Annotated in this window: 13 protein-coding genes; all 13 read right to left on the bottom strand. The window is 48.3% G+C overall.

Annotated elements, in window-relative coordinates:
- Window positions 1-91: 91 nt before the first annotated feature.
- The 13 genes from murA to TCA2_RS06905 all read right to left on the bottom strand — a co-directional run bounded on the left by murA (window position 92) and on the right by TCA2_RS06905 (window position 17124).
- The gene (gene murA, locus TCA2_RS06965) at window positions 92-1363 is read right to left on the bottom strand and encodes a UDP-N-acetylglucosamine 1-carboxyvinyltransferase (protein WP_047910869.1); all 1272 of its coding nucleotides are present in this window, start codon (window positions 1361-1363) and stop codon (window positions 92-94) included.
- Window positions 1364-1637: 274 nt separating this feature from the next.
- Complete coding sequence (gene murG, locus TCA2_RS06960; RefSeq protein ID WP_047910868.1) at window positions 1638-2744, bottom strand: undecaprenyldiphospho-muramoylpentapeptide beta-N-acetylglucosaminyltransferase; 1107 nt, start codon at window positions 2742-2744, stop codon at window positions 1638-1640.
- 5 nt (window positions 2745-2749) lie between these two features.
- Window positions 2750-3847, bottom strand: a complete 1098-nt coding sequence (gene spoVE, locus TCA2_RS06955; RefSeq protein ID WP_047910867.1) for a stage V sporulation protein E — start codon at window positions 3845-3847, stop codon at window positions 2750-2752.
- A 49-nt stretch (window positions 3848-3896) separates the two neighbouring features.
- Complete coding sequence (gene murD, locus TCA2_RS06950) at window positions 3897-5318, bottom strand: UDP-N-acetylmuramoyl-L-alanine--D-glutamate ligase (RefSeq protein ID WP_047910866.1); 1422 nt, start codon at window positions 5316-5318, stop codon at window positions 3897-3899.
- A 3-nt stretch (window positions 5319-5321) separates the two neighbouring features.
- Window positions 5322-6290 (bottom strand): phospho-N-acetylmuramoyl-pentapeptide-transferase, encoded by a 969-nt coding sequence (gene mraY / locus TCA2_RS06945; RefSeq protein WP_047910865.1) that lies wholly within the window; start codon window positions 6288-6290, stop codon window positions 5322-5324.
- A gap of 12 nt (window positions 6291-6302) precedes the next feature.
- Window positions 6303-7712 (bottom strand): UDP-N-acetylmuramoyl-tripeptide--D-alanyl-D-alanine ligase, encoded by a 1410-nt coding sequence (gene murF, locus TCA2_RS06940; RefSeq protein WP_047911219.1) that lies wholly within the window; start codon window positions 7710-7712, stop codon window positions 6303-6305.
- Window positions 7712-9199, bottom strand: coding sequence for a UDP-N-acetylmuramoyl-L-alanyl-D-glutamate--2,6-diaminopimelate ligase (locus TCA2_RS06935; RefSeq protein ID WP_047910864.1), 1488 nt, complete (start codon window positions 9197-9199; stop codon window positions 7712-7714). Before TCA2_RS06935 ends, murF begins: the two co-directional genes overlap by 1 nt.
- Before the next feature lie 92 nt (window positions 9200-9291).
- A complete protein-coding gene (locus TCA2_RS06930; RefSeq protein WP_047910863.1) occupies window positions 9292-11274 on the bottom strand; it encodes a stage V sporulation protein D in 1983 nt (660 codons plus the stop codon).
- 107 nt (window positions 11275-11381) lie between these two features.
- Window positions 11382-13670 carry a penicillin-binding transpeptidase domain-containing protein gene (locus TCA2_RS06925; RefSeq protein WP_047911218.1) on the bottom strand — a complete coding sequence of 763 codons (2289 nt, stop codon included), beginning with the start codon at window positions 13668-13670 and terminating at the stop codon, window positions 11382-11384.
- Window positions 13671-13699: 29 nt separating this feature from the next.
- Entirely contained in the window at window positions 13700-14122 is a 423-nt protein-coding gene (locus TCA2_RS06920; RefSeq protein WP_047910862.1) for a hypothetical protein, read from the bottom strand.
- 24 nt (window positions 14123-14146) lie between these two features.
- Entirely contained in the window at window positions 14147-15097 is a 951-nt protein-coding gene (rsmH, locus tag TCA2_RS06915) for a 16S rRNA (cytosine(1402)-N(4))-methyltransferase RsmH (protein ID WP_047910861.1), read from the bottom strand.
- A 47-nt stretch (window positions 15098-15144) separates the two neighbouring features.
- Window positions 15145-15582, bottom strand: coding sequence for a division/cell wall cluster transcriptional repressor MraZ (mraZ, locus tag TCA2_RS06910; RefSeq protein ID WP_047910860.1), 438 nt, complete (start codon window positions 15580-15582; stop codon window positions 15145-15147).
- Between the two features lie 276 nt (window positions 15583-15858).
- Entirely contained in the window at window positions 15859-17124 is a 1266-nt protein-coding gene (locus tag TCA2_RS06905; RefSeq protein WP_047910859.1) for an adenosylhomocysteinase, read from the bottom strand.
- Between the last annotated feature and the right edge of the window lies 1 nt (window position 17125).

Genomic DNA, 17125 nt, shown 5'->3' with positions numbered 1-17125 from the left:
CCAAAAAGAGGGGACTTTCAGGGCAATATTGTGCTTAAATCTGATGTAGCATGAATATACTTGAATATAATGACCATGAAGGTATTCGAATTTACGGTGCAACAAAACTTACAGGCTGTCGTTCAACCGAAGCACCCAGGGACTGAAATAATTGTTCAATCCGGTCGTAACCGCGATCGATATGATGCACCTGCTCCACCACTGTTTTGCCCTGCGCTGCGAGTCCTGCAATAACCAGTGCCGCACCTGCCCGTAAATCCGTAGCCTCAACCGTTGCCCCATATAAACGAGGTACGCCGCGGATGAATGCGGTATTCAAATCCACTGAAATATCGGCTCCCATCACGTTGAGTTCATCCACATGCTTAAATCTGGCTTCAAAGACCGTTTCCTTCATAATACTGAATCCATCAGCCAAACTGAGCAGAACCATAACCTGTGATTGAAGATCTGTAGGAAATGACGGATATGGTGATGTAACGATACGATCGACTGCCTTGGGTCTTCCCATACAGCTCACGGTTATTATATCATTGCATACACTTGTTTGAACACCGGCACGCTTCAGCACGTGTATAAGTGAAGTGAGATGTGCTGGATTACTGCGCGTTAACGTAACATTCCCACGTGTAGCAGCTGCAGCAATCAGCACAGTGCCTGCCACGATTCGATCGGGAATAATCTCATACGTGCAGGAAGTCAGCCGATCAACACCATGAATCGTAATTGTGCTCGTGCCTGCTCCAATAATATGAGCGCCCATCGCATTGAGGAAATTTTGAAGATCCTGGATTTCGGGCTCTCTAGCCGCATTTGTGATCGTCGTTGTTCCAGAAGCCGTTACTGCTGCCATCATGATATTTTCTGTAGCACCTACGCTTGGAAAATCAAGCTGGATATCTGCACCGATCAGCTTCTTCGCCCGACAAGTAATCTGCGAATCCTTCTCCTCAATAACCGCCCCAAGTGCTTCGAGTCCCCTCAAATGGAGATCAATCTTACGTTCCCCAATAGCGCAGCCGCCTGGCTGATAAATGGATACTTCGCCAAATCTCGCCAGCAGCGGACCCATCAGAAAAATGGATGAGCGCATCTTGTTCATTAAATCTTCCGGAACTCTTGATGAGCTAACCAAAGAAGTATCGAGCGTTACGACGCCTTGTTCATGTCTCGTATTACAGCCGAGCCTTTCAAGGATGTGCAGCATCACTTCAATGTCGAGCAAGTGAGGAACATTATGAAGCTCAGTGTTCCCTTCCGCCAGCAGGCTTGCCGCCATGATGGGCAATGCAGCATTTTTCGCTCCGTGGATACGTATGGATCCTGATAGGGGTTTCCCGCCTTCAATCACCAATTTGTCCAAGTGTATCACCTCCGAGTTTACCGCCCCCCTTGACTATTAACGCCCATGAATCGTCTCCAGCGCATACCGTCCGATGTATATGCGTTTTGAATAGGCAGTCATAGGGAATGAACGTCCTTAAGCGGATAAAAAATTTGTTGTAACACACTATGGACTTTTGTTAGCCCAGAGTGATTGTCACATTTGATAAGGTATCTTATGTAAAGAGGCCTCTGTGTGTGACAATCGCCTACTGGACTGTTTCTTACGTATCCGTGATCTAATCTTGTTAGATTTATTTCTTCGCAATCCGTCTCATCTCAGCGACAAGTACGGCCGCTGAATCAGGCTTTCCAAGCTGCTTAGAGATACTGGACATTGAACGCTTGCGGTCCTCATCGCCGATAACAGCCTCGATCGATTGGAACAGGGTATTTCCGTTCATATCCTTCTCCAGAAGCACATGCGCCGCCCCAGCCTTCTCTAACGCCCTTGCATTGGCCTCCTGATGATTATTTGTTACGTTCGGGGACGGGATCAGGATAGCCGGAATACCAAGGGATGTAATCTCGGCGAGGAAGGAAGCCCCTGCCCGATTCACAATCAGCGAGGTCGCTGCAAGCACCTCAGGCATATTATTTACATACGGCAAAATATGCATATGACTTGGAATGTTGCCCAGACGCTCTTTTACAGCCTGAAGTGTAGGTTCGTAATAGGAATCCCCCGTAACATATACCATATGGACATCCTTAAGTGCTGCTACGCGTTCACTCATGTCGATCATTGCGTCATTGATCGCCTTCGCTCCCCGGCTTCCGCCTACGACAAGCACGACCTTGCTGCCCATTGGTACTCCGAGCGAAGCAAATCCGCGTTCGCGGCTCGCATGTTGCACGGTAGTCGCACGCGGATTGCCTGTGTAGAGAACATTTTTCACGCCGGGAAAATGCTTCTCCGAGCCTTCAAAGCTTACGGCTACGGTATCCACATAACGGCTCAGAAATTTATTGGTCAAACCAGGAATTGCATTCTGTTCATGAATAATGCTCGGAATGCCGAGTTTAGCTGCGGCGTAAACGACAGGACCACACACATATCCACCTGTGCCTATCACCACATCGGGTTTGAACTCTCGCAGCAGTTTCTTGGATGTGCGGACTCCCTGCAAAAAGCGGAGGATGGTTTTAACATTGTCCACCGACAGCTTACGGCGAAACCCCGTAATATCAATAGATTCAAACCGAAGATTTTCCTCGGGAACGAGCTTGCTTTCCAGCCCTCTTTTTCCCCCTATATATAAAAACTCAGCGTTCTTGTCCTCAGACTCCAGCTGCCTTGCGACAGCGACAGCCGGATAGATATGTCCGCCTGTCCCGCCGCCTGTAAGTACAACGCGCATATAAGTCACCTCGCATAACGTGATAAATTAAGTAGAATTCCCAGTGCTGTAAGCATCAGCGTCAGAGATGAACCCCCATAACTGATTAAGGGAAGTGTAATTCCCGTCACCGGCATCAGGCCGATAACAACTCCAATGTTAATAACAACCTGTACAGCAACCATACCGACAATCCCAACACCCAGCAAGCTTCCAAACGCATCCGGGACGGTCATCGCTACCCGCATTCCTCTCCATACCAGCAGCAGAAAGAGCAGCAGTACAATTAATCCGCCAATAAAGCCGAGCTCTTCAGCCAATATGGAAAATATAAAATCGGTCTGCGGCTCAGGAACATAGCTGTATTTCTGCCTGCTCATACCAAGACCAAGCCCTCCAAGTCCCCCTGGGCCGATCGCATATAACGATTGAATAATTTGATAGCCTGTACCGAGCGGATCAGACCAAGGGTCCAGAAACCCGGTAATCCGTCTTAAGCGATAAGGGGCTGCGAGAATCAATCCGGCAAAACCAAGTACACCGCCAAGCGCCAGGAACATCAGATGCTTCATCCTCGCCCCTGCCGTAAAGATGATCAGCATCGATGCGCCAAGCATAACCGCGCCCGTTCCGAGGTCCGGCTGAAGCATTATAAGGCCAAAAGCAAGACCAATAAGACCTAATGGAGGAAGTAAGCCGGTAGTGAAGTTCTTAATTGCGGCAGGATCCTTGCTGAGCCATTTGGCCAGGAACAGAATCATGCCAAGCTTCATAAACTCTGAGGGCTGAATACCGAACGAACTGATACCCAGCCAGCTTCTTGCGCCGCCGCGAACGACGCCGATGCCCGGAATCAGTACGATAATGAGTAGAATAAAGCAGAGGATGAGTACATACTTTGCGTAGTTGCGCCATATCCGGTAATCCACATTTGCCGTAAAGAACATGGCGAGTAGCCCAAGCCCCGCGAACAGCAGCTGCCTCTTTACAAAGTAGAAAGAGTCGCCGTGTTCACGAAAGGCAAGGACGGCACCTGCACTGTATACCATCACAATTCCGATGGAGAGCAGCGACACAATGCAGATAACGAGCCACAAATCAGGCGCCGGTCGGGTCTGTTTCATTAGGAGGCCACCTCTTACATAAGTAGTAGGGGCTTATCCACCCCCCTACTTACAGATTATGCACCGCCTCTTTAAAAATGCGTCCACGCTCTTCATAGGAGCTAAACATATCCCAGCTCGCGCATGCAGGCGACAATAAAACAACATCACCTGATTGTGCCAGCTCGGAAGCATTTTTAACCGCTTCGACAAGCGCTGCGGCGGCATCCTCCCCATTATCGACAATCCGAATATCCTTTAGACCGGCAAGTTTCGCAACTTCAGCCAGCTTCTCCTTCGTTTGCCCCAGCAAAACGACAGCCTTCACTCTCTCTTTGAACACTTCCAGCATATCCATATAATCGGATCCACGGTCAAGGCCACCTGCAATCAGCACGATGGGCTCTTTGAAAGAGGTAAGCGCATTAAGTGTTGCCTTCGCATTCGTCGCCTTGGAATTGTTATAGTAATCTGCACCTGCATGATTCTGTACATATTCCATTCGGTGCTCCACACCGCGGAAAGTTGAGAGAGGAGCAGATAGTGCTGTAGGAGCCGCACCCGCTGCGATGGCTATAGCACAAGCGGCCAGTGCATTGGCAACGTTGAAACGGCCCGGCAGTTTGATCTCATCAACAGAAATAATCGGATGGATTCCACCATCAAAATCACGGTACATGATGGTTCTCTCAATATCATCTTCAACATCCGGTATGTAGGGAGGGTCTGCGTATACACCGACTTGCAGTGTTTCTGTCAGTGAGAATGGCAGGATTCTCCCTTCGATGTAGGGCACAAGCTGTCTGCATACGGGATCATCCCAGTTGATAACCGCATAATCCTCTGGTGTTTGATTGTTAAACAGTTTGGCTTTGGAAGTAATATAGTCCTCCATCCCGCCGTGGTAATCAAGATGCGTCTCCGAAACGTTCAGCAGGCAGCTGACGGCAGGACGAAAATCCGTCGTTCCCTTGAGCTGGAAGCTGCTAAGCTCCACGACCATGATATCCTCTTTTTTGGCCGCCTGTGCTGCCTCGGATAACGGAGTACCAATATTGCCCGCCACAATCGGCGACAAGCCTGCATTCTCGAGCAAAAGACCTACCCAGGTTGTTGTTGTTGTTTTACCATTAGAGCCTGTAATTCCAATGATGGGAGCTTTGCAAATATGATAAGCCACTTCAACCTCAGTGACGACTTCGATGCCCAGCTCCAGCGCTTTTTGAATCGGCGCAATCTTATATGGGATCCCCGGGTTCTTGACCAGAAGCTGCACTCCAGGATGAATCAGATCATCCGGATGCCCTCCGCATATAACAGAAATTCCCAAAGCCTCCAGTTCGGATGCTTCGGGACACTGTGCTCTGTCCTTTTGATCGTTAACGATAACATGGGCACCAGCCTGATGCAGCACCTTAGCCACCTGTACGCCGCTCTTGGCCAGGCCAAGAACAACGACGTCCATTCCTTTATAACTCTCCGGATGCTTCATGAATTACAACCCCTTGTTGATATAAAGTCCGAGACCAGCGAGCAGCAGTCCTACGGCCCAAAAAGTAATTACTACACGCCATTCAGACCATCCCGACAATTCAAAATGGTGATGAATCGGGCTCATTTTAAACACACGTTTGCCTCTTGTCTTGAAAGATACGACCTGAATAACGACAGACAGCATCTCAATGACGAAGATACCGCCGATCACGAGGAATAAGAGCTCTGTCTTTGTGACGATGGCAATAGCTCCGATGGCTCCCCCGATCGCAAGCGAGCCGGTATCCCCCATAAATACTTTGGCTGGGTGCGCATTGTAGACAAGGAATCCAAGTACGGCTCCAATCATCGCTGCTGCGCAAACGGCAGCCGGTAGTGAAGTAGCCTGCATCGCTACAATGGCAAATGCACCAAAAGCTATGGCACTTACGCCGGACAATAGTCCGTCCAGACCATCCGTGAAATTCACTGCATTACTTATAGCAAGCATCATGATAACAATGAACGGATAGTAGAACCACGGACCAAGGTCGAATGCCCATGATGTTCCAGGCAAGGCAATCTCTGTACTGTGACCATTCTGTATAAGCAAGAAGCACATAATCGCCGCAAATAGCAGCTGGCCAAACAGCTTCTGCCTTGCGGTAAGCCCCAGCGAACGTTTAAACACAATTTTAATATAGTCGTCCAGGAAACCGATCAGGCCAAACCCTAAAGTTGCCACGATCAGCACATAAAAATCCGTGTTCTTCGCAGGTGCAAACTTTAGGAAGGCAAGCGTAAAGGCAAGCACGATGACGACACCGCCCATCGTCGGCGTTCCCGATTTCTTAAGATGGCTCTGAGGTCCATCTTCTCTTACCTGCTGCCCGAATTTCATGCGGCGCAGGAGTGGTATCAGAATCGGTGCGGCAATCACCGCCAGGATGAATGACACACCGATCGTTAGCAGCATTAATTGAAAATCCATGATAACACCTCTCTAGTCAACTTCGATCTGTAATGGTTCATTGATTAGTGCGTTAGCAACTTCCTCCAGCTTCATGCCCCTGGAAGCCTTGACAAGAACAACATCCCTAGGTGTCATTTTTGCCTTCAAATGGGCAATTAAAGCAGCCTTATCCTCAAAAGCATGCACCGCATGGCTCGGCATATTCCGTAACGCGCCTTTTGCGATGTTCGAAGACAAGGAACCATATGTGAATACCAGATCAAGCTTGGCCGGTGTCAGATAGTGTCCAATCTCCTCATGAAGCTCTTCTTCTCTTGGTCCAAGCTCCAGCATATCTCCAAGGACTGCCGCTTTGCGTTCATAGCCTGCAAGACCGCTCAGGGCATCAACCGCTGCCTTCATCGCAGTCGGACTCGCATTGTATGCATCATTCAGCACCGTAATTCCACTGACGCCCTTCATAACTTCGATGCGCATTCCCGTCAGCTTCACTTCAGCCAAGCCTTTGTGCATGTCATCATGGGATACACCGTAATGTCTTGCGACGGCAAGCGCAGCGAGTGAGTTAATCACATTGTGCTGGCCAATAAGAGGAATTTGCATTGCCTCTTCGCCCAAGGAAACCGAAGTAAAGATCATCCCGCCCGCATGATTCGTAATTCCCGTCGGGAAATCATTATTGGTCTGATTCATTCCAAAGGTAAATCGTTTGAACTCCTTCGGCTTCTTCGTAGACGGCTCGGCAAGAACACGATCTGCTAGTGAATCATCACCATTGTAGATGAGCAGGCCGTCGTTCTTCAGCCCGCTTACGATTTCGAGCTTGGCACGTGCAATTTCCTCTCTGGAACCGAGCTGCAGCAAATGAGCTTCTCCAATGTTCGTAATGACAGCAACATCAGGACGTGCAATTTCCGCCAGTCGCTCAATTTCATGCCGGCCGCTCATGCCCATCTCCAGAATCGCAATCTGCGTATCTTGAGGCATATCAAGGATCGTTAACGGCAGACCTATATGATTGTTGAAATTCCCCTGCGTCTTATGCACCTTAAAGGTAGTGGATAACAGCGAATACACCATATCCTTGGTCGTTGTCTTGCCATTGCTTCCCGTAATGGCTACTACGGATGCTCCACTCTCCCTTAAATAAGCCGCAGATAACTCCTGCAATGCCAGAAGGGTGTCCTCTACGAGAATAACCGGTCCTACGGGAGGTGTGCCATGATCGTTCTGCCACATAATACCGGCTGCACCGGCAGCCAGACACTCTGCAGCATATTCATGTCCATCAAAACGCTCACCAGCCAAAGGGACAAACAGCCGTCCTTCAACAGTCTTGCGTGAATCTGTATACACACCATTTATATTTAATTCACTGTCTTGATCTCTCAAGAGTGTGCCGCCGCACATCTGTGCAATTTGATATAACGTTCTTTTTATCACTTTGCTATGCCCCTTATCGCTTCTTTCGCTACAAGACGATCATCAAAATCTGTTTTTGTCGTACCAAGAATTTGATACGTCTCATGACCCTTACCCGCAATCAATACTACATCGCCAGAGCTTGCCTGCTCAATAGCACGATGAATTGCCGCCTTCCGATCCACGATAAGTTCGTATTTGTCAGGCTCGGTCCCCATATCGACAAGTCCCTGTTTAATATCTTCAAGAATGGCATCCGGATTCTCTGTACGGGGATTATCGGACGTAATAAATACCTTGTCACTGTATTTAGCAGCAATCTGCCCCATAATGGGACGCTTAGTGCGGTCGCGGTCTCCCCCGCAGCCAAAGACACAGAGTACCCTGCGCTCCGCGAATTCATTAACCGTTCGAAGCACATTTTCGAGTCCGTCTGGTGTATGGGCATAGTCAACGATTACGGCAAAGTCCTGACCGCAGGCAACGGCTTCAACCCGCCCGTCCACGCCAGGAATGGATTCAAGACTCTGCTTAATGGCTTCGAGGGAAATCCCCTCCAGTAGTGCAGCCGTGGCTGCGGCCAGCGCATTGTATACATTGAATTTACCTACCATGCGGAGCTCAATATCAGCGCTGCCTTTAAATGTATCTACATGGAAGAATGTACCTTGTGCTGTAATCCTGATATTGGACGCTTTCACATCCGCTTCTGTATCAATACCGTAAGTCACGACTTCCGCTGCTGTCAGGCTGGCAAAATACTTGGATGCCTCATCATCGGCATTCAAGACTGCATATTTACGTTTCGAGAGCTCCTCTGTATACGCGTTGCCCATTCTAGCAAACAACAGACCTTTGGCACTTCGATAGGATTCCATCGTGAGATGGTAATCCAGATGGTCCTGTGTAAGATTCGTGAACACCGCCGTACGGAAGTCGGTCCCTTTAACACGTCCCTGTTCCAGCGCATGTGAGGAGACCTCCATGACACAGTTCTCGACCCCTTCCTGCACCATATGATGCAGGCTGCGCTGCAATTCCAGTGCCTCCGGTGTCGTTCCTGACATAGGGAACTCTTTGCCTGCGTACCGCATTTGTATTGTACCGATGAGACCTGTACTTTGACCTGCATCGTTTAGTATTTTCTCAATGAGATAAGACGTTGTCGTCTTGCCATTCGTACCGGTTACCCCGATCATGTTCAAGCGCTGGCTTGGCGATTCAAAGAAATGATTAGAAAAAACGGCCATCGCTAAACGGCTGCTATTTACTATAATTTGGGGAACACGAGCCTCGAGCTCCCGTTCAACAACAAGCGCAGCAGCCCCTTGATCCACCGCTGTCTGAGCGTAATCATGCCCATCCACCGTGTGACCAGGCAGACAAATAAACAGATCTCCTGCAGTTACTTTTCTAGAATCTGTTTGTATTCCTGTAATCTCCGTATCCCCGTTGCCTGTGACTTTACTTGTCTGCAGCAAGGAAGCAAATTGTTTTAAAAGCACATGTATTCCTTCTTTCCCTAAATTAAAACGTCATCCTTCCCTATTGTATCCGTTACCTAGCATTATGGTCCATAGGAAGCGAAGTAAAAACATCAACTTCCTTCTTTTTCATTGCCAGAGGATGTATTGGTGTCATGCTCGTGAGCATCTTCCGGATGACTTCCCATATAAATTCGTATGGTCGAGCCTCTTTCGACCCTGGCTCCTGGTTTTGGTGCCTGACTGATGACCGTATTACCAGTTCCTGATTTGACGAGCATAAAGTTCATATTCAGATCTTCATACAGATCCTGTACCGTTGCTCCTGTAAGGTCTGGTACGGTTACAATCGGTGTTTCCCCATACTTGTAATTCTTCTCAAGCTGATCCTTCCGCTGCGGAACCTGCAAATAATGTAATGAATCCTCTAATATGTTCTGGACGATCGGAGCTGCAACTACGCCCCCGAATTGAATCCCCTTCGGATTGTCTACCGCGGTATATACCACAATCTGAGGATCATCCGCTGGTGCAAAACCGATAAATGAAACGATATGTTCGGTTGTTGAATAACGACCGTTAATGACTTTCTGAGCAGTACCTGTCTTGCCTCCAACTCGATAACCGTCGATAAAGGCAGGGCGTCCGGTCCCCTTCGCAACCACACTTTCGAGCGCTTCACGAACCTGTTTGGACGTCTCCTCCGAGATCACCTGTCTTACCATCTCCGGCTCGGTTTCATCAACAACTTCGCCCGTGACGGGATCGACCCATGCTTTGGCAACAAACGGTTTGTATAATTTCCCGCCGTTGATCGCAGCAGAGACTGCGGTGATCTGCTGAATCGGAGTTACTGAAACACCCTGACCAAAGGCAGTCGTCGCAAGCTCGACAGGTCCAACCTGGGATAGCTTGAATAGTATTCCAGAAGCTTCTCCACTCAGGTCTATTCCTGTCTTTGCACCGAAACCGAAGTTTTTAATATACTCGAAAAGCGTCTCTTTGCCAAGCTTGTTCCCTAAAGCAACAAACCCCGGATTACATGAGTTTTCCACAACCTGTAAAAAGGTCTGGCTGCCGTGTCCGCCCTTTTTCCAGCAGCGAAGTCGGGCTCCGCCAACCTCAACGTAGCCTGGATCGAAGAAATGATCGTTAACAAGATCCACCTTCTTCTCTTCCAGTGCAGCAGCGAGGGTAATAATCTTGAAGGTAGAACCCGGCTCATAGGTCATCCATACAGGTAAATTTCGGTTATATATTTCTGCAGGATATTCCTGATAATTACCCGGCTCATAGCTTGGACGACTCGACATGCCAAGAATTTCTCCGGTCTTCGGATTCATGGCAATCGCAAGGGCAGAATTCGCCTCAAATTTGACCATCGCCTGATCCAGCTCACGTTCGATAATGGATTGGATCGGCTGATCAATAGTCAGCTGAAGGTTGAGCCCGTCCTTTGGTGCGACATATTCATCGGATGATCCTGGCATCAGCCTGCCTGCTGCATCCGACAAATATTCAATTCCTCCTCCGATGCCCTTAAGGTTATCATCGTACTTCTTCTCAATCCCGGTTAACCCTTGATTATCAATTCCTGTGAACCCGAGAATATGTGCCGCCAAATCACCGTATGGATAAAACCGCTTATTGTCCTCAGCAACAACAATGCCCGGAAGCTCCAAATCACGAATTTCCTGTGCTTTCTCCATCGTAATTTTTCGGCCACCGGGCTTTATCTCGACTATTCTTTCGGTCTTGGAAATGATGCCGAGCACCTTCTCCTGCGTCATCCCAAGAAGCGGCGCTAGGGCTTCAGCCGTTTTTTCCTTTTCCTTCACCTGAACCGGAATAGCCATAACGGTCGGTGTCGTAATATTATAAGCAAGTGCTGTGCCGTTACGGTCAAGAATTTCTCCACGCTTAGCAGTATATGGAATTTGTCTCCGCCACAGATTCTCGGCTTCCTCCGCCAATTCCGGTCCTTTGGCAAGCTGCACATAAGCTAGACGAATTGCAAGCGCCGCAAAAAGAATGAGCAGTATCAGCATGCACCACAGCAAGCGGCGGCGAAGCGTCACGCTGGATACTTTGGCCATATGTATCTCCCCCCTACTTGTCTTTCGTATTCACAATGACATGCTTAATCATGAATATTCGGGACAACCAGGGAATAGAACAAGCTTTACTCTATTACGTTACCGTCTCATTCTTCTGGACTGCCTGCAGCTGTGTTCGATGTATCCGCATCTTCGGCATCGGAATTGTCAGGCTCTGAGTTATCGGGATCAGCCGCCTGTTCATCGGCTGCGCTTCCTTCCTCATCTGCTGATCCCTCCGTGGATTCACCAGTTACAGCATCCTTCGCTGTCTGCAGTGTAAGTACTGCCGTACGATTTTCTCCTGTCACTTCCACTTTTTGCTTGGTGACATAACCTTCACCCTCAACTCTGACTCCCACCTTAAGCAAGGTTAGGACTTCCAGCGCATCACGTAAAGATTCGCCTGTCAAATCCGGAATTTCCATGGTGTCGCTCTGCTCAGTAAGCAGGTAGATTCGCTGTCCAGCAGTAAGCTCGGCTCCCGCCTTTGGATACTGCTGGATCACTTTGCTCCCCTTGCCGAGCGTCTCATAGGCAATCCCCTCTTCCAAGAGCTGTGCCCGAGCATCCTTACCGGATTTGCCCACCAGATCAGGCGCTTTTTTGCGTACCAGCTGCTGTGTGCTCTCTGCTCCATCCTCGCTGGTTACAGCTTCCTTCGGAACACCGAGATAAGTGAGTGATTTAGACATGATTTCTTTGAATATTGGAGCCGCTCCTGAACCGCCTCCCAGGTTTGGATCGTTAGGTTCGTCAATCATAACCAGCATTGCGATTTTAGGATCATCCACAGGTGCGTAGCCGATAAAGGAAACGACGGACTTCGTATGATCGTATTCTCCGTTAATGTATTTAATCGCTGTCCCTGTTTTGCCGGCTACACGGTAGCCATCAATGTAGGCATAACGGCCTGATCCATGATCCTGATCGGCAACAACCTGCTCCAAGTAACTACCGACCGTTCTTGCTGTTTCCGGTGATATCACCTGACGTATTTCTTTTGGCTGAATTGACTCTGCCTCACCGTTGTTTGGATCTGATATTTCTTTCACCAGATGCGGCTCAAGCAGCTTACCACCATTAGCTATAGCCGAAACAGCAGCTACCTGCTGAATAGGGGTTACCTGTACAAGGCCATGACCATAGGAAGCAGCCGCAATATCTGCAGCATATACCAGCTCTCTGATCGGCGAAGCGGACTCCGTTGGAAGATCAATGCCGGTCTTCACACCAAAACCAAATTTATCAATATAATCGCGAAGCTTCTCTCCACCGAGCATTTTGTAACCAAGGTTGACAAAGGCGACGTTACTGGAGCGTTTTACACCCTCTAAGTAACTGATTGTCCCCCAATTGCGACTAATATCACTAATATTTCTGCCGCCAACCTGAATACTACCTGATTCAAAGGTCGCATTCGGATTAAACAATTTCTCCTCAACCGCAGCAGCCAGTGTCACGATCTTAAACGTAGATCCCGGCTCATAGATGGATTGAATCGCATGATTGTAATAATTGTCTGGTGTTTCCCAATAGGAGTTCGGATTATAATTCGGCAGATTTGCCATGCCCAGAATCTCCATCGTATTCGGATCGGCTGCAATGACGGTCATACTGATCGGATCATATTTATCATAAGCTTCCTTCATCGCTTCCTCGATGTAGTACTGTATCGTATCATCAATGGTCAGCTTTAACTTTTTACCATTCTGCGGTGCTGTATAGGCACTGTCCGAGTTCGTCAGCTCAAGACCTATACCATCCTTCTGATATAGAAGCTTGCCATCGGTTCCTTTGAGCTCTTCATCGTAGTACAGCTCAAGCCCATAAACCGGGTCTCCCTCTTTATTCAAGTAACCAAGCACATGGGATGCCAAATTATCTCTAGGATAGAAGCGCTTGGACTCATCCATTAATACGATGGCATTCTTCGCACCGTATTCCTTGTCCAGCTCATCTCGAAATTCTTCGACCTTATCTCTTAACTCCTGATCAATCTTATAACCCTCGCTGCGTACTTCTCTATGCGGCCTGAGGCTGCCGTTTTCTCTTGTAGCCGTGATATCCTCCCTCAGCCCTGCTTCATCCTTGCCCAGCAATTCATGAAGACCCTCGACGACTACGTCTTCAATCTCCTTCTCATGAATGAGCTCCGGATTTACCGCTACTGTATAGGCAGGCGCATCCGTGGCCAGAACATTGTCATTGCGGTCTGTAATTGTCCCCCTCTTTGCCGGGATCGTCTTGGAATTCTCTATCAATTGAGCGGCATAGTCCTGCCAGACGCCTGCGTTGACCACTTGGATCCAGAAGACTCTGCCCATAAGTACAAGAAAAAAGAGGGTGATGATCCCTCCAATGAGTAACGTGCGAAGTTTTATTCTTTTATTGATTTTCCCCATAGTCCAAAACCTCACATTTCTTACTTGCCGTCTGAAGAGCCTTGTTCAGATGAAGTCGGACTAACTGCAGTTCTCGGCACTCGAATCACGTCACGATCCGAAGTTTGCTCCACGTAACCAAGCTCGCGCGCTTTCGCTACGATCTCGTTCTCCAGCTTCTCCTTATGAACGTCCAGAACAGCAATTTCTTTATTGGCTAATACCGTTGCTTGTTCGACAGTATGCGTCTGCTTGTTGAGGTCATAGATGTTCACGTATCTGCCAACCATAACACTGACAACAACGACACATACGATCACAGATATCAGATACAGCAGCTTCTCTCTTGTCGGCAGACCTGTCCTTCGAGTAACGACTTTTGTCGTCTCTTTATACCGCTGGGGCTGTGCTTGCTGCTCCTGCACTCTTTCCTTAACTGCCAGGTTGCCACGTGTATAGGCCATATTCGACTCTCCTTACGTTTCTAATTACAATTTCTCCGCTACACGCAGCTTAGCTGAACGCGCTCTGGGGTTCTGCGCAAGTTCCGCCTCGCTCGGCACAATCGGCTTGCGATTAACGAGCTTGAGCGTCCCTTTACCGCCGCATACACATAACGGGAAGTCAGGTGGGCATGTACATTTCTCCAAATAACTGCTAAAAATCTGTTTGCATATCCTGTCTTCCAGGGAATGAAACGTAATAACAGATACTCTGCCGCCTGGTTTCAAGCAGCGAACTGCTTGATGCAAAGCCTCCTCAAACGCACCGAGCTCATCATTCACGGCGATTCGCAAAGCTTGGAAGCTCCGTTTGGCAGGATGTCCGCCCGTTCTTCTGGCAGCTGCCGGAATACCTTCTTTAATGATATCGACTAATTCGCCCGTAGTTTCAATAGCTGCAGATTGCCTTTTTTCAACTATTACCCTTGAAATCCGTCTTGAAAACTTTTCTTCGCCATAAACATACAAAATTCGAGCAATTTCTTCTTCAGACCACTCGTTTATAATGTCTCTTGCTGTTAGATCACCTGACTGATCCATACGCATATCAAGCGGCGCATCGTGATTGTAGCTGAATCCCCGCTCGCCTTCATCAAACTGTGGAGAAGATACTCCCAGATCGTACAGAATGCCATCGACTTGAGGAATTCCTTCAGTCATCGGAACATCCAGTTCACTTAATACCGCAGTGAGGTCTCTGAAATTGGTCTTAACAAGTGTAACCTTGGACCCAAATTCTCCGAGTCTTTCTTTTGCATTTTCAAGTGCCCAGTCATCCTGATCGAAGGCGATCAGTCGTCCCTCGGGTCCCAGTCGTGAGGCAATCAGCGAGCTATGTCCTGCCCCGCCTAATGTGCAGTCCACGTAAATCCCGTCCTGCTTGATGTTAAGGCCTTCGGTTGCTTCTTCTTTGAGTACGGTAATGTGGTGAAACACTTGTTTGTCCTCCAGACATTTTTGTAATTACGGATTGTTCATAAATCCTAAAACTCAAAATTGAAATCGACCAGCTTTTCGGCAATGTCGTTAAACGTTTCTTCAGATTGGCTGTAATATTGTTCCCATATGCCTTTGCTCCAGATCTCTACCCGATTGGATACACCGAGTACGACGCATTCCTTGTCCATCTTGGCGTAATCGCGTAAATTCATCGGTAAATTTACCCTGCCCTGTTTATCAAGCTCGCATTCAGTCGCTCCTGAGAAAAAAAACCGGGTAAAAGCACGCGCATCGGATTTCATTAGCGGCAGAGCCTTCAGCTTCTGCTCCAGAATGGACCATTCATTCATTGGATATACGAACAAACACTGGTCCAATCCGCGAGTGACAACAAAGCTCGGGCCGAGAGCGTCACGGAATTTGGCCGGAATAATCATTCGGCCTTTATCGTCAATGCTATGCTGGAACTCCCCCATAAACATTGTCTACCACTCCTTAGCTCCTGCTCACCACTTTGCTCCACTTTCCACCACTTAAGCATAATTGATTCGCTTTGAAAAATCAAAACCCTTCTCTGCATATGAAACTTTTTGGAAGAGATGTTAGAAAGCTACCTTGACTCAGGTTGAAAAATCAGGTTCGCTCATAGCAAAAAAGAGCGATGCCAAAAGCCGGATACGGCTTTTATAAGCATCACTCTTTGGCGTTCCAATTCCATATTTCATGTACCAAGCATTCCCAGCTCAGCATTTCATAGGTTAGACGTTCCAGCTGTCCAAGTATTGAACTTGTTCATCGGTCAATGTGTCTAGCTCGATGTTCAGGCTCTCCAGCTTGTACCTGGCTACCTTCTCATCAATCTCATAAGGGACGTTAATTACTGCCGGTTCGAGAGTTTCATAATTTTCCCTTACATACCGGAGCCCCAGTGCTTGTAGGGCAAAAGTCGTGTCCATGATCTCAGCCGGATGCCCATCTGCCGCAGCCAGGTTCACGAGACGTCCTTCTGCTAACAGATACATTTTGCGCCCATCTGCAAACTGGTATTCCTCAATGTTTTTCCGCACCGTCCGTACTGATGTAGAACGCTTCTTCAGCTCAGGTATGCTCACTTCCACATCAAAATGTCCCGCATTCGCCAGCACGGCACCATCCTTCATGACATCAAAATGCTCACCTGTAATAACAGCCTTGTTTCCGGTTACCGTGATGAAGAAATCACCCAGCTTAGCTGCCTCGACCATCGGCATGACACGGAATCCATCCATATGAGCTTCAACAGCCTTGATGGCATCCACTTCAGTTACGATAACATTCGCACCAAGTCCCTTGGCACGCATCGCAACGCCCTTACCGCACCAGCCATATCCGACGACTACGACAGTACTTCCGGCAACGACAAGATTTGTAGTCCGGATTATTCCATCAAAGGCAGATTGCCCTGTCCCATAACGATTGTCGAATAAGTGTTTGCAATATGCGTCATTTACAGCCACCATCGGCAAGTTTAACACCTTCTGTTTTTCGAGGGCTTTCAGCTTAATAATACCCGTTGTCGTTTCTTCTGCTCCCCCGCGAATCGTCTCCAGCAGATCCGGACGCTCGGAATGCAGAATGGTTACAAGATCTCCACCATCATCAATAATGAAGTCAGGCTTCGTCTCCAGTGATTTCAGGATCAAATTCTTATATTCCACCGGATCAGGATTATATTTGGCAAACACCGTGATACCGTCCTCCACCAATGCTGCACATACATCATCCTGAGTAGACAGTGGATTGCTTCCCGTAATCGTTACTTCAGCACCGCCCGCCTGTATAACCTTCGCAAGATACGCTGTTTTAGCTTCTAAGTGAAGGCAAATCGTCACTTTAAGTCCCTTAAAGGGCAGATCTGCTTCAAACTCCTTACGCACCCGGTTCAATACCGGCATATGAGCCTCCACCCAATCAATCTTCAGATGTCCTTCAGGGGCCAGGTTCATATCTGCAACGATACTGTTCTTAATCACATCCGTGCTCATC

It is taken from the genome of Paenibacillus sp. TCA20, assembly GCF_000732325.1.
Lineage (GTDB): Bacteria > Bacillota > Bacilli > Paenibacillales > Paenibacillaceae > Paenibacillus > Paenibacillus urinalis.
Note: the sequence above shows the minus strand (reverse complement) of the source record. Positions and strands in the feature narration are given on the sequence as shown.

Excerpts from the sequence above, each read along its gene's own strand:
- TCA2_RS06905 (WP_047910859.1), bottom strand. The coding sequence starts at position 17,124 with ATGAGCACGGATGTGATTAAGAACAGTATCGTTGCAGATATGAACCTG.
- murD (WP_047910866.1), bottom strand. The coding sequence starts at position 5,318 with ATGAAGCATCCGGAGAGTTATAAAGGAATGGACGTCGTTGTTCTTGGC.
- murG (WP_047910868.1), bottom strand. The coding sequence starts at position 2,744 with ATGCGCGTTGTACTTACAGGCGGCGGGACAGGCGGACATATCTATCCG.
- spoVE (WP_047910867.1), bottom strand. The coding sequence starts at position 3,847 with ATGAAACAGACCCGACCGGCGCCTGATTTGTGGCTCGTTATCTGCATT.
- mraY (WP_047910865.1), bottom strand. The coding sequence starts at position 6,290 with ATGGATTTTCAATTAATGCTGCTAACGATCGGTGTGTCATTCATCCTG.
- TCA2_RS06920 (WP_047910862.1), bottom strand. The coding sequence starts at position 14,122 with ATGGCCTATACACGTGGCAACCTGGCAGTTAAGGAAAGAGTGCAGGAG.
- TCA2_RS06930 (WP_047910863.1), bottom strand. The coding sequence starts at position 11,274 with ATGGCCAAAGTATCCAGCGTGACGCTTCGCCGCCGCTTGCTGTGGTGC.
- mraZ (WP_047910860.1), bottom strand. The coding sequence starts at position 15,582 with ATGTTTATGGGGGAGTTCCAGCATAGCATTGACGATAAAGGCCGAATG.